Below are 17,891 nucleotides of genomic sequence, written 5' to 3'. Positions count from 1 at the left end.
GCTGGGTCATGGCGCCAGATCCCTCCCTGTGAGGCCGGCGACGTGGCGCCGGCCTTCCGCTCATTCTGCGGCGATTCCGGTCCATTTTGAGCCGTCCGCGCAGCCCGCGATAGGTGTTCTATTTTCTACAATTATGGAACAAAAGTTTTATTTGGCAATCGGGAAAGCGGCCGGATCGGCCGGGGCCACCCTCTTCAAGGCCGGCGGCGAGGCGAGCCCGACACCTTCCGGGACGCCGGCTTCGCGACGCTTTGCTTGTTGTTGCCGGATTTGGCGCCATCGAAGGCCAAGGCGCCGGGCGCTTCTGCGCCGGGCTTGGCCGCCGCCAGCTTTTGCCCCAGGCCCACGACCAGCGTCACGGCCAGGCACATGGAGGCGGTCAGCGACCGGATGCCATGCAGAGAGGCTTCCTCGACCTCGAAACTGACCGCCGCCAGGGGCGGCAGCGGGCTGAGGGCATTGTCGGTCATGGCCAGAATCTTGACGCCGCGCTCGGCCGCGGCCGCGACCGTATCGAGCGTCTCGGGCGCGTAGGGCTTGTGGCTGATGGCGATCAGAAGATCGCGCGACCCCAGGAGCCGTGCCTGCTCCGCACCCATGCCGCCGATGCCGTCGATCAGATGCGCGCGCCGGCCGAGATGGGTCAGGCCATAGGCGAGATAAGCCGCAATGGGAAAGGATCGACGCTGCGCCACCACCCCGACGATCTCGGCCTGCGCCATCAGTTCGACCGCAACATCGAGATCGGCAGGCGGTATCTCGGCGCGCAGATGCTGCAGAGCCGCGTGATCGGCTTCGACAAAGTGCGCCAGCACATCGCCCGTGAGCGTTGGCACGACGCCTTCGGCCTGGGCCTCGCGGATCCGCTGGCTATAGGTCAGCGCGCGATCGATCAGTCGCGAGCGAAATACCCGCTGCATGTCGCTGAACCCGTCATAACCGAAATGTTTGGCGAAACGGATCAGCGTCGAGGGCTGTACCTTGGCGCGCTTGCCGATGATCGCGACGGTCTCAAGCGCCATCTGGTCCGGCTCGGCGATCGCGAACTCGGCGATCTGGCGCAGCCGCTTGCTGAGCTTGCCATGCTCGGACGAGATCTGAAGCTTGAGCTCGTCGAAGGTTTCCTTGCGTTCCATCGCACCGCCCGCCGGAAGTGGAGCCAGGCGCTTTCACCCCCGGCCACGGCGTCATGATTAGGGCGAAATAAAAATTCTCACAAGCTGGAACGTTTGAAACGACGCGATCGGCAACGCTGGATCGTCAAGGGACGCTGTCGAGCAGATCGGGGCGATGGCAGCGCCGATCCGCTCCGCGGCGGCGGTAATGGCAGTCGGAAGCCGCATTTGCGCAGATTCATTCTCCCATCCCGCAATTCGTTCTCTAATTCCAAATCCCCTGTCTCCACATCCCCTATCGTCATGCGCGAAGATTTCATCGCGTAGGATTCGAGACATGACGCCGTGTTGATAATGAGAGGCCCAGCATTTCCGCCCTGGCGGAAGAAAGGCCGGCGAAGAAATGCCGGCATGCCCGACGATGTCATTGGCAGAGCATCGGCTTTTGGATGCGTCGCAGCGGCTGTCATATTGCGGCTTAGACCGGTGCGTTCCTCGCAACCCGTTCCCTGCCAATAAAAAAATTTCGATTTGCGGCTTGACCGACTCGGGCGACACCCCTTCTTCTTTATATGGGTTGTTAGGATTTACGCTCAGACGTCTGATTCGAGCGGATGAATCCGTGGCCGTCTCAGTTAGCCGGGTGTGCCTTGGGCCGCCTTTGGCCGGCCCGCCAGCATTCCGGAACGATGCAATAGGCCGACGCGTTAAGGGGTTTTGTTAACCACTGCCGCGCATCATTAACCACATCCGGAGGCACTGACGGGACTGACCCGGACGAAGGGCGAGCCGGATAGGGAGCGAAAGGTTTCATGCCCCAGATTGGCGTGACCCTGACGAGACTTCTCCACGGTGCACGAGTGACGCACTCGAGACCGATGAAAGCGCACGGCGACGTAGCGCGGGCGGCCGCGAGCGGCCAAGAAGACCCATCGATCACCCAGACGCGGCAAACGGCACAGCCCTTCGCCACTTGGCCAGCCTGCAGAGCGGCCTTTAGACCGGTGATCTGAGGAGAATCCGAATGGGCGTTGTCGAAAACATCTTTTCGCGTTCCTTGCAGAATTACGAGAGCCGCCGCGAGCACGACATGCCGCTGCTCGATTATCTCGAGCTGTGCCGTGCCGACCCGACCGCGCACGCGACCGCCGCAGAGCGCATGGTCGCCGCCATCGGCGAGCCGGAAGTGATCGACACCGCGAAAGATGCCCGCCTCGGCCGCATCTTCATGAACCGGACCATCAAGACCTATCCCGCCTTCGCCGAGTTCTACGGCATGGAAGAGACGATCGAGCGGATCGTGAACTTCTTCCGCTTCGCCGCTCAGGGCCTCGAAGAGCGCAAGCAGATCCTCTATCTCCTGGGGCCCGTCGGCGGCGGCAAGTCCTCGCTGGCCGAGCGGTTGAAGCTCTTGATGGAGCGCATGCCGATCTATGTGCTGAAAGCCGGCAGCCAGCTGAGCCCGGTCCTGGAAAGCCCGCTCGGCCTGTTCGACCCCGAGCAGATGGGGCCGACCCTCGAGGAGCAGTTCAACATCCCGCGCCGGCGCCTGACCGGTCTCCTCTCGCCCTGGGCGGTCAAGCGCCTGGACGAGTTCAAGGGCGACATCCAGAAATTCAGCGTCGCCAAGGTCTATCCTTCGCGACTGCGCCAGATCGCGATCTCCAAGACCGAGCCCGGCGATGAGAACAACCAGGACATCTCGAGCCTGGTCGGCAAGGTCGACATCCGGATGCTCGAGCTGCACAGCCAGAACGACACCGACGCCTATGCCTATTCGGGCGGCCTCAACCGCACCACCCAGGGCCTGCTCGAATTCGTCGAGATGTTCAAGGCCCCGATCAAGATCCTGCATCCGCTGCTGACCGCGACCCAGGAAGGCAACTATGTCGGTACCGAGAATATCGGCGCCATCCCCTTCCAGGGCGTGATCCTGGCCCATTCGAACGAGGCCGAATGGCAGACCTTCAAGAACAACAAGAACAACGAGGCCTTCATCGACCGCGTCTGCGTGATCAAGGTCCCCTACTGCCTGCGCGTGACGGAAGAGCAGAAGATCTACCAGAAGCTCATCCGCACCAGCGAGCTGGCGGAGGCGCCCTGCGCGCCGGCGACGATGGAAATGCTGGCCCGCTTCTCGGTCCTGTCGCGCCTGCGCGTCCACGAGAATTCCAATCTCTATTCCAAGATGCGCGTCTATGACGGCGAGAGCCTGAAAGAGACCGACCCGCATGCCAAGTCGATGCAGGAATATCGCGACGCGGCCGGCGTGGACGAAGGCATGGACGGGATCTCGACCCGCTTCGGCTTCAAGGTGCTGTCGGCGACCTTCAACTACGACAACACCGAGGTCGGCGCCGACCCGGTCCATCTCATGTACATGCTCGAGCAGGCGATCAAGCGCGAGCAGTTCGCCGACGACGTCGAGAAGCGCTACCTCGAATACATCAAAGCCGATCTGGCGCCGCGTTATGCCGAGTTCATCGGCAACGAGATCCAGAAGGCCTATCTCGAATCCTACAGCGACTACGGCCAGAACCTGTTCGACCGCTATGTCGACTATGCCGATGCCTGGATCGAGCATCAGGACTTCAAGGATCCCGACACCGGCCAGATGCTGGACCGCGAGCTCCTGAACCAGGAGCTCACCAAGATCGAGAAGCCGGCCGGCATCGCCAATCCGAAAGACTTTCGCAACGAGGTGGTGAAGTTCGCGCTGCGCTCGCGGGCGGCCAACAACGGCAAGAACCCGTCCTGGACCTCCTACGAGAAGCTGCGCGAGGTGATCGAGCGGCGCATGTTCAGCCAGGTCGAGGACCTGCTGCCGGTGATCAGCTTCGGCAGCAAGAAAGAGACCGAGACGGCCAAGAAGCACACCGAGTTCGTGCAGCGCATGATGACGCGCGGCTACACGGAGCGCCAGGTGCGGCGTCTCGTCGAGTGGTATATGCGCGTCAAACAAGCCGGGTGACCGGCAGGTAGGCCCATGGATATCATCGACAGGCGGCTCAATCCCCGAGGCAAGAGCCTCGCGAACCGCCAGCGCTTCATCCGCCGGGCCCGTCAGCAGATCGCCGATGCGGTCCGCGAGGCGTCCGGCAAGAGTTCCGTCGCCGATCTCAATGGCGGCGGCAAGATCAAGATCCGCCGCGACGGGATCAACGAGCCGCAGCTTTATCATTCCGGCAAGTCCGGCGAGCACACCCATGTCGTTCCCGGCAATCACGAATATGTCGAGGGCGACCGCATCCCGCGGCCCCAGGACGGCCAAGGCGGCCGCGGCCGCGAGGCCTCGGCGGATGGCGAGGGCGAGGATGCCTTCCAGTTCGTCCTGACCCAGGACGAGTTCCTCGACCTTTTCCTCGAGGATCTCGAGCTTCCCGATCTGCTCCGGAAGCAGCTGAAGAAGGCCGAGAGCTTCCTGCCGCGGCGCGCCGGCTACTCGGTTTCGGGCGCCGCCACCAACCTCAATCTCGTGCGCACCATGCGCAACAGCCTGTCGCGCCGCATCGCCCTCAAGCGCCCGCGACCCGCGGAGATCGCGGCCCTCGAAGCCCAGCTCGATATCCTCGACGAGAGCGAGGAGAATCTCGATCGCCGCCGGGAGCTGGAGCTCGAGCTCAATACCCAGCGCCGGCGCGCCAAGCGCGTGCCCTTCATCGATCCGGTGGATGTCCGCTACAACCGCTTCGAGATGGTGCCCCAGCCGGTCGCCAGTGCCGTCATGTTCTGTCTGATGGACGTGTCGGGCTCCATGACGGAGCATATGAAGGATCTGGCGAAGCGCTTCTACAAGCTGCTCTATCTCTTCCTGTCGCGCCGCTACCGCAATGTCGAGATCGTCTTCATCCGCCACACCCATGTGGCGCGCGAAGTGGACGAGGAGACCTTCTTCAACAGCCGCGAGACCGGCGGCACGGTCGTCTCGACCGTGCTGGAGGAGATGATGCGGGTGCTCCAGGAGCGCTATCCGCGCGACCAGTGGAACATCTACGCGGCGCAAGCCTCCGACGGCGACAATCTCTCCAGCGACAATGCCAAGAGCGCGGCGCTGCTGGAAAAGAAGATCCTGCCGCTCTGCCAGTATTTCGCCTATCTCGAGGTCGGCGACGAGGAGGACGGCTTCAATCTCGGCAGCGAGGTCTGGCGCACCTATGAACGCCTCGACCGCGCCGGCCATTCCATCGCGATGCGCAAGGTGAACAAGCGCAATCAGATCTTCCCGGTGTTCCGCGAGCTGTTCGCCCGCGACCAGCCGGCAAGAAAGGCGGCGTCATGAGTTCCGAGAGCGTCCTGCTCGAAGGCGAGAAGAGCGAGTCGCGCACCCGGTTCGATTGGGATTTCGATTCCCTGCGGCACACTTACGCGCAGATCAGCGAGATCGCGCTGGGCGAGTTCAAGCTCGACACCTATCCGAACCAGATCGAGGTGATCACCGCCGAGCAGATGCTCGACGTCTATTCCTCGATCGGCATGCCGCTGATGTATCTGCATTGGTCCTTCGGCAAGCATTTCGCCCGCGACGAGACGCTCTATCGCCGGGGCCTGCGCAATCTGGCCTACGAGATCGTCATCAACGCCAATCCCTGCATCAGCTATCTCATGGAAGAGAATTCCATGACGATGCAGTCGCTGGTGATCGCGCACGCCGCCTTCGGCCATAATCACTTCTTCAAGAACAACCATCTGTTCCGGCAATGGACCGATGCGGATGGAATCCTCGACTATATGGAGTTCGCCAAGGGCTATATCTCGCGCTGCGAGGCGCGCTATGGCGACGCTGCGGTGGAACGCGTGCTCGACGCCGCTCACGCCCTGATGACCCAGGGTGTCAACCGCTATCCGCGCCGCAAGGTCGGCGGGCTGGGCGAGGAGGAAAAGCGCGTCCAGGACCGCCTCGAGGAGCTGGAGCGGTCCTATAACGATCTCTGGCGCACGGTTCCCCAGAACGGGGCCCGCGACAAGCGCCGCACCACCGAGGCCGAGCGCCGCCAGCTGCTGGGCCTGCCCGAAGAAAACGTCCTCTATTTCCTGGAGAAGAAGGCGCCGCTGCTGAAGCCATGGCAGCGCGAGATCCTGCGCATCGTCCGCCATATCGCGCAGTATTTCTATCCGCAGAAGCAGACCAAGGTCATGAACGAGGGATGCGCCACCATGGTGCATTACGAGACCATGACCCGGCTGCATGAGAAGGGCCAGCTCGGCGACGGCGCCATGGTCGAGTTCCTGAGCTCGCACACCAATGTCGTGCTGCAGCCGGATTTCGACGACCGCCGCTATAGCGGCATCAATCCCTATGCGCTGGGCTTCGGCATGATGCAGGACATCAAGCGCATCTGCCTCACACCCACCGACGAGGACCGGACTTGGTTCCCGCAGTTCGCCGGCAATGGCGATCCGTGGGAGACCCTCAAGGAAGGCTGGGCCAATTACCGCGACGAGAGTTTCATCCGGCAATATCTGAGCCCGGCCCTGATCCGCAAGATGAAGCTGTTCGCGGTGGTCGACGACGGCGTCTCGGATCTGGTGGTGAAGGCGATCCATAACGAGCGCGGCTATCAGACGGTGCGAAGCTCGTTGGCCCGCCAGTTCGACACATCGCAGAAGGAGCCGGAGATAGAGATCGTCGATGTCGATCTCGACGGCGACCGCCGGCTCATGCTGCAGCATCGGGTCTATGACAATGTCCTGCTCGCCGAGGAGGACATCCAGCCGGTGCTGCGCCATCTGGCCGATCTCTGGGGCTACGAGGTGAGCCTCACGGAGATTTCGTCCAGCTCGGATGCGGTGCTGAAGCAGCACACGGCCGGCCCCACCGGCGCGCTCGCCGCCTGATCACCGATCCGCGCCTTCCGACCGGCTTGGGAATGCTTGCCGTAAGGTCCGTCGCGCCTTAGCGTCACGTTATGCAAATTGGGAGCCTTGGCATGACCGCTGACGACCGGAGCGAGCTCGAACCGACCCCCCAGGAACCCGCCGTCCCCTCCCGCCGCCAACTGTTGCAGTTCTTTGGATGGGGATTGCTGCCGGCGGCCGCGGTCGGCTTGGCGAGCTGCGAGGCGCCCACCTACGATTCGAACCGGGGCGTCTTCGTCATGCATCCGAGGAAATGAGACACGCGCCGCCGGCAGGCCGGGGGCGGCCGTCCGCGAGCTAGGCTGCGCTGTCGGGGACGAACATATAGCCGACGCCCCGAACCGTCTTCAGCACCTCGGGACGCTCGGCATTCACCTCGATCTTCTTGCGGATCCGCGCGATGCGGACATCGACGCTGCGGTCGAACACTTCTTCGCCATGGGTATGGGCCAGCTCGAGCAGCCGGTCGCGGCTCAACACGCGGTTGGGATTCTTGGCGAAGGCCACCAGCAGGTCGAACTCCATGCTGGTCATGGCGATCTCCTCGCCATTCGGGTCATAGAGCTTGCGCGACGCCACATCGAGCGTGCAGCGCCCCATCCGGATCTTCTCCATGGCCGCGGTCGGCGTCGCGGCCCGCGTCACGCCGCCGGTGCGCACCCGCCGCAGCACGCTCTTGACCCGCGCCAGCAGCTCGCGCAGGTCGAACGGCTTGGTGACATAGTCGTCGGCACCCATCTCCAGCCCGACGATCCGGTCCACCGTCTCGCCCAGGCCCGTCACCACCACGATTCCGATGCCGCCCTTCGCGCGCAGCTCGCGTGTCAGGGCAAGACCATCCTCACCCGGCAGGTGCAGGTCCATCAGCACGACCTCGATCGATTCGGCGGCCAGAACCTGGCGCATGGCGGCGCCATCGCCGGCGACACTGACGGCAAATCCCTGCATCTCGAAATATTCGCGGACCGTACCTTGCACGTCCGGATCATCGTCAACGATCAACAGGCAGGTCTTGCCGTCCATCCCCTGATCCCACTGGTCTCGTCACCGCCGGAATCGCCGCCGCCCGACACGACATCCATCCCCTCCCGATACCGGATTCCTGAAAACCCGGCATCGAGGCGGGAGGTTCGTTACCGATCGCTGGGCCCGTTCGGCGATTCCAAACTTCCGCCAGAAACGCTGACACATTACCCAAATCCCCTTTCCGATGCACGGCCGGGATTGGAGGGTGACATTATTCCTTGCGGCCGGCCCGGCGGTCGGCCCGGCGGGCCAAAAAGCCCCGATTTTGGCGGCTTGGTCAGCCATCCTGGGGTTTCCGGGGTTTCAGCCTCAACGGTGACGCCAATCATGTCGGCGGGGTGGCCGGGCGGCCGATGTTTCAGGGAGGGCCGAAAGAGCAACCAAACCTGTAACAATCGAAACACGATTTCCGGTTGCCAGACACCATGCTGCAACGCGGGGAGACCAAATTCCTCTCCGACGCGCTGGACCGGGGACGATGACAGACATCGCCACTGGGGGGCCGGCGCCAGACAAGGGAGATCGACATGGCTACTCAAACCAACGACCATATTTTCCAATCGCAGAACCAATACGGCATGGTGTCGTCGCTGATGTCGGGCCTGGAGTTCGCCTTCGGCTGGTTCACGCGCAGCAACGAACGCCAGACGCTGGCGAATCTCGACGAGCGCACTCTGCGCGACATTGGCATCTCGAAAGCCGAGGTCTATCGCGAAGCCTTGAAGCCCTTCTGGCGGAGCTGATGGCGATCGACGGGGCACATGGCCCCCTGACGCCACAGCGGCCACAGCCGCATCTGCCAAACCCTCTTCCTCCCGACCCGAGGAAGAGGGTTTTTCTTTTCGGCCCGGTTTGAATCAGTGGGGCTCGATCAGTGGGCTTCGGTCAGTGGGCCTGCTGCAGCAGATGGCCGACGAAACGGCGCACGTCGTCGGGCGTGAAGGGCTTCTCGAGGCAGGCGGCGCCCGTCTCGGCCAGGAACTCGCCCTGGCGCTGCGATAGCGTATCGCCGGTCAGGAACGCGATCTTTCCGGTCATGGCCGGATAGTCGCGCTGGAGCGCGGCATAGAGACCAGGCCCGTCCAGCACCGGCATCTTCAGATCGCTCAGGATCAGATCGAACGGCCCGGCCTTGAGCTGATTCAGCGCCGCCGCTCCTTGAGACACCATCTCCACCCGATGCCCGAGGTCGGTCAGGATCTCCGCCAGGGTCTCAGCGATTTCCACCTCGTCATCGACCACCAGGATGCGCCGGCCGGGCTCGTTGTCGCGCGACGCCGGCTCCAGGGCAGGCGCCGGCTTGGGCGCCGGCAGGCCCGCCAGCGGCAGCTCGACCGTGAAGGTGGCGCCGCCGCCCGGCGTCTCGCTCGGCGTGATCGAGCCGCGATGGGTGCCGACGATGGTCATGCAGAGCGAGAGCCCGATCCCGGTTCCCTGCCCCGCCGGCTTGGTGGTGAAGAAGGGGTCGAAGATGCGCGAGCGGATCTCGGGCTCGATGCCGGGGCCGTTGTCCGCCACCACCAGCCGCAGCGCCTGGCGCGCCTTGTCGAACCGGGTGGAGATCTTGAGCCGACGGGGCGCCGGCCGCTCGGCCAGCGCCTGCTCGGCATTGACGATCAGGTTGGTCGTGACCTGATGCAGTTGATCCGCGTCGGCCATGAACGCCGGCAGATCCGGCGCCAGATCGAGCGTCAGCTCGACGCCCGAGGTGCGAAGCTGGTAGCCCAGCAGATCGACCGCCATGCCGACGATCGCGTTGAGCTGCACCGGCCGCGCCTCCGGCTCCCGCCGGCGTGCGAGCGCCAGGAAGGTGCGCACGATCTTGGAGCAGCGCTCGGCCGCATAGCGGATTTTCTGGGCGCGGCCGGTGAGGGCGGAATCGCGCGTCGCCTCTTCCAGCAGCAACGCCTGCCCGACCACCACAGAGAGCGGGTTGTTGAGCTCATGCGCCACGCCCGCCAGCAGCGAGCCCAGCGCCGTCAGCTTCTCGCTCTGATGCAGCGCCTCGCGCTGGCGCGCGATCTCGGCTTCGGTCTGCTGGCGCTCGATGGCGCCCGCGATCAGGGCAGCCGCCGTCCGCAGCACATCGATCTCGATCTCGGTCCAGGCGCGCTCGGTGCGGCAATCGTCGAAGCCGAGGAAACCCCACCAGCGCCCGCCCGCCGTCAGCGGCACGGAGAGGAAGGAGAGCGTGCCATGCTCCTCGAACACCTCGCGGGTATAGCCCGAGGTGGCGCTGCGGACGGTCTGGATCACCTCGCCGCGCTGGCGCCGCCGGGCCCAATCGTCGAACTCGTCGTCGTCCGGCGTCTCCGGATCCTTGATCGGCATGTTCTGATAGCGCGGATCGCTGCTGATGGGCTTGAGCGGCGAGACGCACCAGTCATAGCGGCAGCTCTGCACCATCTCGTTGTCGGGGCCTTTATGGGTCTCGAACAGCGTGACGCGATCGACCTCGGCGGCCTTTCCCAGGCGCGCCAGCAGATCCTGGATGCCGGCCTGCCAGTCGCCGCCGCCGACGATGCGCGTGGCGGCATAGCCGATCGTCTCCAGCATCGCCTCGCGGCGCGCCAGCTCGGCCGTGACCGAGCGGCGGTCAGTCAGGTCGCTGGAGGTCATCGCGCTGGCACCTCTGACGTCTCCCTCCCCGGGACTACCCGGGTTCGGCATTCTGCAACCGGCACATGAAGGACGATCCCCGTATTGGTATCCGAGCCGCCAGGGGCCGAGAAGGGCCGATTTTTACCCTCTCCGGAGGCCGTTCGAGTTCCTATATGAATCAAGGGAGGGATCGACCCGATGGAAGGCACCATGCGACCCGATCGACGATTGAAGCTCTCACGCGCCGGGACATTCGGGCTGCTCCTGGCAGCGGCCTTGACCGGTTCGGCCCTGATATCCCCCGCCTCGGCCGAAACGGCGACGCGGCCCGCGGGCACGCATTTTCAACCGCAGATGACGCCGCGCTTCGACAACGGCCTGGTTCCCCCGCTGGGGCCGGGCATCGTTCCGCCGCTTGGGCCGAACATGGTCCCACCCCTGGTTTCCGAAAGCCCCGGGAACGACTTAAACCGGGTCAGACCCCACCGGTTTCCCTTCTTCCCGTTCATTGGCGGAGGCGGCGTCTATGTGAGCCAGCCTCCGGGCGCAGCCGCGGCGCCCTCGCCCGTGGCAAACGCGCCCGCGCTGCCGCCACCGCCCCCCGATTTCGAGCCGCGTCTGGTCTCGCTGAAGCCCTTCGCCCGCCTGCCGGGCGATCCGGCCTCGGTCACGGTGCTGCGCGCGGGCGAGCCGGGAGAGGTGGTGACTTTTGCCGGCACCACGCACTGACGAGACGGCGCAGACGATAACCTCAGGCTATCGCCGCTCCCAGCCTCGGACCGCTTCGAGCGGCTGCGGTTCCTCGCTATAGGGCTCGGGCGACGGTGGCGCCGCGATGGCCGAATCACCGGACGCGCCATCTTTGAGGACGCCGGCGCCGAAACCGCCCGACTGCCGCAGCCAGAGCTTGGCGTAGGCGCCGCCCAGCTCCAGCAGCTGCGCGTGCGTCCCCTGCTCCACGATGCGGCCGTTCTCGAGGATGATCAGGCGGTCCATGCGCGCGATGGTCGAGAGCCGGTGGGCGATGGCGATCACGGTGCGGCCCTTCATCAGCCCTTCGAGCTGCTCCTGGATCGCGCCCTCGACCTCGGAATCGAGCGCCGAGGTCGCTTCGTCGAGCACCAGGATCGGCGCGTTCTTGAGGATCACGCGCGCGATCGCGACGCGCTGGCGCTGCCCGCCCGACAATTTGACGCCGCGTTCGCCGACATGGGCCTCGAAGCCGCGCCGCCCCTGCCAATCCTCCAGCGTCTCGATGAATTCGAGCGCATGGGCCTTGGCGGCGGCGTCGCGGACCTCCGCCTCGGTCGCACCGGGACGGCCATAGCGGATATTGTCGCGGATCGAGCGGTGCAGCAGCGAGGTGTCCTGCGTCACCATCGCGATATGGGCGCGCAGGCTGTCCTGGCTGACCTTGGCGATATCCTGCCCATCGATCAGGATCCGGCCCTGCTCGAGATTGTAGAAACGCAGGAGCAGGTTCACGAGGGTCGATTTGCCGGCGCCCGACTGGCCGATCAGGCCGACGCGCTCGCCGGGCTTGATGTCGAGATCGATGCCATGCAGCACGCCGCGGCTGGTGCCATAGCCGAAATGCAGCTTCTCGAACTGCACATGGCCGGTCGTGACCTTGAGAATGCCCGCATCGGGCGGATCGGGCATCTGCAGGGGCACCGCGATCGAGCGCATGCCGTCCTGCACCACGCCGACATTTTCGAAGATCGCCGTCACGTTCTGCGCGACCCAGCCGGCGATGTTGGCGATCTGCCAGGAGAGCGGCATCGCCATGGCGACGGTGCCGACCGCGATCAGCCCCAATGACCAGAGCCACATCGCCATGGCGGCGGTGCCCACCACCATGAGGATGTTGAGCCCGATGAGGCTGATGCTGAAGAGCGTGATCAGCCGCTGCTGGCGATGGAAGGTGCGGGTATGCTCGTCCACCGCCTCGCGCACGAAATCGTCCTCGTCGCGCGGCTTGGCGAACAGCTTCACCGTCAGGATGTTGGTATAGCTGTCCACCACGCGGCCGGTGAGCGCCGAGCGCACCTCCGACATTTCGCGCGAGCGGTTGCGCATGCGCGGCACGCAGACACGCAGCAGCACCACATAGCCGGCGAACCAGCAGACCACCGGGATCGAGAGCCGCCAATCGTGCGAGGCCAACACCACCAGGGCCGTGCCGCCATAGACCAGGATGTAGAGAACCGCGTTGGTGGTCGCGACAACGCTTTCGCGCAACGCCGGGCCCGTCTGCATGATCCGGTTGGCGATGCGGCCGGCGAAATCGTTCTGGAAGAAGGTCCAGCTCTGGCGCACCACATGCCAGTGACTCTGCCAGCGGATCAGGTTGGTGAGGCCCGGCGCGATCGCCTGGTTGGTGACGAGGTTCTGCAGCAGCAGAGCCACCGGCCGCGCCACCAGCAGCACCCCCGCCATGCCGAGGAGCTGTGGCCAGGCCGCCGTGAAGAAGGTCTCGAAACTGTGAGTCGAGACCAGCGTCACGATCCGGCCGATGAAGATCGGGATCGTGGTGTCGAGCCCGGCGACGGCGATGCCGGTCAGGAACAGGGCCACGACCAGGCCGCGGACCTGGCGCACATAATGCCAATAGAAGGCCGTCAATCCTGACGGCGGGGCCGCGTCGGCCGAGGTCGCCGTCGGGTCGAGCCGACGCTCGAAGAAGCTAAACAGGGACATGGATCAAGGTCTTACAGGGAGTCGCGGCGGCGGAAAAGCGGCAAGATTGCGACTCCGCCATGAGCAAAAGAGCATTGCGCCGAAGGGCTTGGGCGCATTGCAGCTGTTTCACCTTGCGGCAGGCCGACGTGCGCCTTCCGTGGACTCCAGGCGGGCTTAGCTGCTTCTCGGCTCGGAGCCGAGGAAATGCCCGAGCGCCGCCAGCCGCGTGATGCGGTCGCAGATGATCTTGACGGTCGCCAGCATCGGCACCGCGAGCAGCGCGCCGGGGATGCCCCACATCCAGTACCAGAACACCAGCGAGACGATGATCAGCACCGGGTTAAGAATGAAGCGGCGCGCCAGCAGCAGGGGCGTCGCGACCTCGCCTTCGACCAGATGGATGGCCAGATAGATGCCGGTCGGCAGCAGCGCGTGCCAGATCGTGCCGAAGGTCAGGAGACTGGCGAGGAAGATGATGACGATGCCGCAGAGCGGCCCCAGGATCGGAATATAGTTCAGCAGGAAAGCCAGCGTTCCCCACAGGATGGGATCGGGCAGCCCGCAGAAATAGGCGGCGATGCCGGTGAGAATCCCGACGCCGACATTCATCATGCTGATCGTCGCGAGATAGACCGAGATGTTGCTCTCGATCTCCCGCGAGATCTCGACCGCCTGCTTCTTGTTGCTGAGCGTCGGCAGGATCTCGACGAAGCGGCGCAGGAAAAGGTCGCCCGACATGAGAAGGAAGAACAGCAGCACGACCATCGTGCCGAGCCCGACCAGCATGTTCCGGGTGCCGCTGAACAACATGCCGGTCACGCCGGGCGTTGCCAGGGTGACGGGCGTGGCCGAGGAGGACGGGGTTTCGGTGAGATGCTCGATCTGCTTGCTGGCGTTCTCGAGATCGGCGATAGGCTGCTTGAAAATCCGGATCTGTGCATCGAGCCGCGCCAGGCTGGCCGGCACTTTCGCAAGCCAGTCGGACGCGGGGCCCGACAGGGTGAAACCGAGCGCGCCCACCGCGGCGATCACGAAGACGATCATCAGAATGGCCGACACGCTCTTGGGGATGCGGAATTTCGTTCCGAACCGCATGGCCGGCTGGAGCACGAGATAGAGAATGGCGGCAAAAATGATCGGCAGGACGATCTGCCCGGCCAGATAGAGCCCATAGAACAGCAGCAGCATGAAGATGCCCAAGAGCAACAAGGTCTTGGGATCTTCCGGCAACGGCATCGTCTCGGGTACCGCGGCCGGCTCGACAGGTTGCTCCGGCGCAGGAACCGCCCGAGGCTCCTGATCGGAGGAATCCGCGAGCGGCCGGATCGGGGTCAGATTCGTGACGGGAGAGACGTCGTCGGCGCGGCGGCCGGGACGGGCGGCAGATGACCCAGCCTCATCCGCGATGCTCAGCGAAGCACCATCCGGCTGGCGATGAAGCCGACGCCGAAAGCGACCAGGACGGCTGTCAAGGGCCGGGCGGTGATGTGCCCCCGGGCAGCTTCGACCGACACCGCGCCTTGCTCGGACACGGTGTCATACAGATCGTTTGCCCGTTCGCTGAGTTGCGACAGGAGCTGCTCGGCCCGTTCACTCGCGTGATCGACAGCACCGCTCTTGATCTGGCTGACGATGGCGGCGAAATCGGACTTCAAGGCGCCGATATCGTCGATCAGGACATCCAGATCGACCGGGGCCGCGGCCTTGCGCTTTGATTTCGTTGTGCGTTTCATTCTTGAATCCCACTTCGCAAATGGTTGAGGAGGCGGGCTGAAGCCCACCCTGACACGAACCAAACGCTCGCAGGCCTTCCAGGTTCCGGCCGCTTGGCCGAATACCATCGTCATCGAGGCACGAACAAAGTCAGGACCGATACCTCAAATTGCGTCGGGCGGCAGATAGCGTGTCGCCAGCCAGCCGCCATCGACCGGCAGCACGACACCGGAGATGAAATCGGCGTCGGACGAGGCGAGGAAGCAGACCGCAGCGGCGATGTCCTCCGGCTGCCCCACCCGCGGCGCCGGCGTGGTCTCGATCATGGCGCGCCGATACCAGGGGCTGTCGTCGATGAAGCTCTTCGTCATGGCGGTCTCGATGACGCCCGGCGCCACGGCATTGACGGTGATCCCCAACGGCGTCCAATCGGCCGCCAGCTGCCGTGTGAATTGCGCGACCCCGCCCTTCGCCGTCGCATAGAGCGCGGAGTTGGGAAATCCGACCAGCCCGAAGACCGAGCTGACATTGACGACGCGCCCGCCGGGCCGCGTCATCACCTTCAGGCTGTCGCGCGTGAGACGGATGAGGCTGATGAGATTGACCGAGAACAGGGTCGCGATCGTCTCGTCGTCATTGTCGGTGAAGCGTTCGGCCTCGCGATCGATGCCGGCATTGTTCACCAGCACATCGAGGCGGCCGAAGTGCCTCTGGCAGGCCGCGACGATCCGTGCCGGCGCATCGCCGGAAGCGACATCGCAGACCAGCGGCTCGATCCGGGCCTTGCCGGCGCCGGAAGAGACTTCCGCGACCAGGCTCTCGAGCCCTTTCGGGTTGCGATCGACCGCCAGCACGCCCGCGCCCTCCGCGACCATGCGCAAGGCGACGCCTCGGCCGATGCCGCTGCCCGCGCCCGTGACGATGACCGCGCGTCCGTCGAACCTCATGATTCGATTCTCCGTTTGCGAATGAACTCAGGCAATCGAGCCGCCATCGACCGGCAGGCTGATGCCGGTGACGAAGGAAGAGGCGGGGCCGGCGAGATAGAGCACGGCGTCGGCGACCTCCGCCGGCTTGCCGAAGCGCCCCAACGGATGGAAGGCGATGAACTCGCGCTCGCGCTGGGCGCGCGCCGCCGGATCGCCCAGATCCTCGAACACCGATTGCAGCATCGGCGTGTCGATCGAGCCGGGGCAGACGCAATTGACCCGGATGTTCTCGGCCGCATGGTTGCGCGCGAGCGAGCGCGTCATCAGCGTGACCGCGCCCTTCGAGGCCGAATAGGGCCCGAGCAGCGGATCGCCCACCAGCCCCGCCGTCGAGGAGAAATTGACGATGCTGCCCCCGCCCCGCTTTCGCAGCAGCGGCAGGAAATGCTTCACCGTCAGGAAGGTGCCATGGACATTGACGGCGAAGACCCTGAGCCAGTCCTCCTCCGAGCAATCCTCGATCTTGCCGAAGGGCCCGATGATGCCGGCCGCGCAGACGACGATATCGACGCCGCCAAAGGCCGCATCGGCCTTGCGGCTCGCTTCGGCGAGCGCCGCGCTGTCGGTGACATCGAGGCAGCGCGAATGCACGTCGCAGGAGCGGGGTGCTGCGATCGCGTCCCGCGTCGCCGCCAGCCCTTCCTTGTCGCGGTCGACCAGGATCAGGCCGACCGTGCCTTCGCCTGCGAATTTCTGCGCCACGGCGCGGCCGAGGCCCGAGCCCGCACCCGTGATGACCGCGATCTTGCCGGCGAGTGTCTGCATCACGTCCATCCCCATGAGAATTGCGCCGTCCCTTGTGGCACAGCTCCCGCGGCGTGAAAAGCCGGCCTTGGGGTCTTTGACACAGCCTTGTCCGGGAACGCCGGAGCGCCGACCCGCGTTCGGGGGCGCCAAGGGCATGGCCTGCTCGCAACTGACAGAGGAGCTCTTCGCCGGCAGGGCGGCCCCGGCGGACTGAGCAGCGGCGTCTCAGCGCACTGAAACGGTTCGGGCCGACCCGAGCTTGGAAAACGCCAAGCTCGAGCCGGCCCTTGTCGATTCATACCGTCCGAAGCGTCAGCGCGCGTTGCTCTGACGGGTGACGTTGCCCAGCTGCAGCAAGCCCAGTACGAAGATGAAGAGCACCGACAGCGGAATGATGTAGTTGAGATACCAGGGTGCGTCCGGCGTGCGCGGCCACATCAGGTTGAGGATCATGACGATCCCGAAAGCCAAGGCCAGGACGTTCACCAGCAGGCCCCAGGAGCCGAGCTTGAAGCTGCCGGCCGGCTTCCACCCCTTGAGCCGGGCATAGAGCGCACCGCCCACCACCATATGGAACGAGGTGTAGATGCCCGCCGTGGCGAAGCTGATCACCTGCCAGATCGCATTGCTGGAGAACATGCCCAGCAGGATGATCAGGCAAGGCACGACCGTGGCCGTCAGGATGGCGGCGTTGGGCAGGCCGCGCTTCTCGTCGATCCTGGCCAGCATGTTGTGGCCGAACACCAGGCGATCGCGGGCCATGGAGAACAACAGGCGGCTGGTTGAGGCCATGATGGCGGCAGCCGCGCTGACGATGATGATCACCAGCATGATGATGCCGAGCTTGGCACCGATCGGTCCGAAGTTCGCCAGCAGCACGGCCTCGGCCGGGTTGGCGACGCTGCCGCTGACCGCGCCCTGCATGTCGGGAACCGCCAGCGTCATGCCCAATCCGATCACGAGCGTGCTGACGCCGCCGACCGCCATGGTCAACATCATGGCGCGCGGAATCTTATGGCTGGCTTCTTGGACTTCCTCACCCAGATCACCACAGGCCTCGAAGCCGAAGATGATCCAGATGCCGATCAGGCTCGCCGCGAACAACGCCGCGACGTAATTGTCCGATCCGGCGCCGAAATTCTCGACCAGGACGCTCCAGGGC

At 64.8% G+C, this 17,891-nt stretch carries 15 protein-coding genes; 6 read left to right on the top strand and 9 right to left on the bottom strand.

Annotation, left to right across the window (positions count from 1 at the left end):
* Window positions 1–194: 194 nt before the first annotated feature.
* Window positions 195–1,136 (bottom strand): MurR/RpiR family transcriptional regulator, encoded by a 942-nt coding sequence (locus ACREE8_RS26085; protein ID WP_431575950.1) that lies wholly within the window; start codon window positions 1,134–1,136, stop codon window positions 195–197.
* Window positions 1,137–2,139: 1,003 nt separating this feature from the next.
* Here ACREE8_RS26085 and ACREE8_RS26080 point away from each other — a divergent pair.
* The 4 genes from ACREE8_RS26080 to ACREE8_RS26065 all read left to right on the top strand — a co-directional run bounded on the left by ACREE8_RS26080 (window position 2,140) and on the right by ACREE8_RS26065 (window position 7,228).
* Window positions 2,140–4,086 (top strand): PrkA family serine protein kinase, encoded by a 1,947-nt coding sequence (locus tag ACREE8_RS26080; RefSeq protein ID WP_431575949.1) that lies wholly within the window; start codon window positions 2,140–2,142, stop codon window positions 4,084–4,086.
* 15 nt (window positions 4,087–4,101) lie between these two features.
* The gene (locus tag ACREE8_RS26075) at window positions 4,102–5,394 is read left to right on the top strand and encodes a YeaH/YhbH family protein (RefSeq protein WP_431575948.1); all 1,293 of its coding nucleotides are present in this window, start codon (window positions 4,102–4,104) and stop codon (window positions 5,392–5,394) included.
* Entirely contained in the window at window positions 5,391–6,950 is a 1,560-nt protein-coding gene (locus ACREE8_RS26070; RefSeq protein ID WP_431575947.1) for a SpoVR family protein, read from the top strand. Before ACREE8_RS26075 ends, ACREE8_RS26070 begins: the two co-directional genes overlap by 4 nt.
* A 92-nt stretch (window positions 6,951–7,042) precedes the next feature.
* The gene (locus ACREE8_RS26065; RefSeq protein WP_431575946.1) at window positions 7,043–7,228 is read left to right on the top strand and encodes a hypothetical protein; all 186 of its coding nucleotides are present in this window, start codon (window positions 7,043–7,045) and stop codon (window positions 7,226–7,228) included.
* Between the two features lie 40 nt (window positions 7,229–7,268).
* Here ACREE8_RS26065 and ACREE8_RS26060 read toward each other — a convergent pair whose 3' ends face one another.
* A complete protein-coding gene (locus ACREE8_RS26060; protein ID WP_431575945.1) occupies window positions 7,269–7,994 on the bottom strand; it encodes a response regulator in 726 nt (241 codons plus the stop codon).
* A gap of 530 nt (window positions 7,995–8,524) precedes the next feature.
* Here ACREE8_RS26060 and ACREE8_RS26055 point away from each other — a divergent pair.
* On the top strand, window positions 8,525–8,740 hold the full coding sequence (locus ACREE8_RS26055) for a DUF1127 domain-containing protein (RefSeq protein WP_431575944.1): 216 nt from the start codon (window positions 8,525–8,527) through the stop codon (window positions 8,738–8,740).
* A gap of 142 nt (window positions 8,741–8,882) precedes the next feature.
* Here the strand turns inward: ACREE8_RS26055 and ACREE8_RS26050 are convergent, their stop codons facing one another.
* On the bottom strand, window positions 8,883–10,616 hold the full coding sequence (locus ACREE8_RS26050; protein WP_431575943.1) for a hybrid sensor histidine kinase/response regulator: 1,734 nt from the start codon (window positions 10,614–10,616) through the stop codon (window positions 8,883–8,885).
* Between the two features lie 510 nt (window positions 10,617–11,126).
* Here ACREE8_RS26050 and ACREE8_RS26045 point away from each other — a divergent pair.
* Window positions 11,127–11,327, top strand: a complete 201-nt coding sequence (locus tag ACREE8_RS26045) for a hypothetical protein (RefSeq protein ID WP_431575942.1) — start codon at window positions 11,127–11,129, stop codon at window positions 11,325–11,327.
* Window positions 11,328–11,354: 27 nt separating this feature from the next.
* On the opposite strand, the gene ACREE8_RS26040 is transcribed toward ACREE8_RS26045, so the two are convergent.
* From ACREE8_RS26040 to ACREE8_RS26015, 6 genes are all read right to left on the bottom strand, one after another.
* Window positions 11,355–13,298: an ABC transporter ATP-binding protein gene (locus ACREE8_RS26040; protein ID WP_431575941.1), complete on the bottom strand. Its 1,944-nt coding sequence runs from the start codon at window positions 13,296–13,298 to the stop codon at window positions 11,355–11,357.
* Window positions 13,299–13,454: 156 nt separating this feature from the next.
* The gene (locus ACREE8_RS26035; protein WP_431575940.1) at window positions 13,455–14,516 is read right to left on the bottom strand and encodes an AI-2E family transporter; all 1,062 of its coding nucleotides are present in this window, start codon (window positions 14,514–14,516) and stop codon (window positions 13,455–13,457) included.
* A 173-nt stretch (window positions 14,517–14,689) separates the two neighbouring features.
* A complete protein-coding gene (locus ACREE8_RS26030) occupies window positions 14,690–15,013 on the bottom strand; it encodes a DUF883 family protein (protein ID WP_431575939.1) in 324 nt (107 codons plus the stop codon).
* 144 nt (window positions 15,014–15,157) lie between these two features.
* On the bottom strand, window positions 15,158–15,940 hold the full coding sequence (locus ACREE8_RS26025; protein WP_431575938.1) for an SDR family NAD(P)-dependent oxidoreductase: 783 nt from the start codon (window positions 15,938–15,940) through the stop codon (window positions 15,158–15,160).
* Window positions 15,941–15,967: 27 nt separating this feature from the next.
* Window positions 15,968–16,747, bottom strand: coding sequence for an SDR family NAD(P)-dependent oxidoreductase (locus ACREE8_RS26020; RefSeq protein ID WP_431575937.1), 780 nt, complete (start codon window positions 16,745–16,747; stop codon window positions 15,968–15,970).
* A gap of 294 nt (window positions 16,748–17,041) precedes the next feature.
* Window positions 17,042–17,891: APC family permease (locus ACREE8_RS26015; RefSeq protein WP_431575936.1), on the bottom strand; the 850-nt coding region annotated here is incomplete at its 5' end.

Source organism: Hypericibacter sp. (genome assembly GCF_050729195.1).
Taxonomy (GTDB): Bacteria; Pseudomonadota; Alphaproteobacteria; order Dongiales; family Dongiaceae; genus Hypericibacter.
This window is presented reverse-complemented; position numbering and strand designations above follow the sequence as displayed.

Bases quoted from the DNA above. Each gene is read 5' to 3' on its own strand.
- ACREE8_RS26085 (WP_431575950.1), bottom strand. From the start codon at position 1,136: ATGGAACGCAAGGAAACCTTCGACGAGCTCAAGCTTCAGATCTCGTCC.
- ACREE8_RS26080 (WP_431575949.1), top strand. From the start codon at position 2,140: ATGGGCGTTGTCGAAAACATCTTTTCGCGTTCCTTGCAGAATTACGAG.
- ACREE8_RS26075 (WP_431575948.1), top strand. From the start codon at position 4,102: ATGGATATCATCGACAGGCGGCTCAATCCCCGAGGCAAGAGCCTCGCG.
- ACREE8_RS26070 (WP_431575947.1), top strand. From the start codon at position 5,391: ATGAGTTCCGAGAGCGTCCTGCTCGAAGGCGAGAAGAGCGAGTCGCGC.
- ACREE8_RS26065 (WP_431575946.1), top strand. From the start codon at position 7,043: ATGACCGCTGACGACCGGAGCGAGCTCGAACCGACCCCCCAGGAACCC.
- ACREE8_RS26060 (WP_431575945.1), bottom strand. From the start codon at position 7,994: ATGGACGGCAAGACCTGCCTGTTGATCGTTGACGATGATCCGGACGTG.
- ACREE8_RS26055 (WP_431575944.1), top strand. From the start codon at position 8,525: ATGGCTACTCAAACCAACGACCATATTTTCCAATCGCAGAACCAATAC.
- ACREE8_RS26050 (WP_431575943.1), bottom strand. From the start codon at position 10,616: ATGACCTCCAGCGACCTGACTGACCGCCGCTCGGTCACGGCCGAGCTG.
- ACREE8_RS26040 (WP_431575941.1), bottom strand. From the start codon at position 13,298: ATGTCCCTGTTTAGCTTCTTCGAGCGTCGGCTCGACCCGACGGCGACC.
- ACREE8_RS26035 (WP_431575940.1), bottom strand. From the start codon at position 14,516: ATGCCGTTGCCGGAAGATCCCAAGACCTTGTTGCTCTTGGGCATCTTC.
- ACREE8_RS26030 (WP_431575939.1), bottom strand. From the start codon at position 15,013: ATGAAACGCACAACGAAATCAAAGCGCAAGGCCGCGGCCCCGGTCGAT.
- ACREE8_RS26025 (WP_431575938.1), bottom strand. From the start codon at position 15,940: ATGAGGTTCGACGGACGCGCGGTCATCGTCACGGGCGCGGGCAGCGGC.
- ACREE8_RS26020 (WP_431575937.1), bottom strand. From the start codon at position 16,747: ATGCAGACACTCGCCGGCAAGATCGCGGTCATCACGGGTGCGGGCTCG.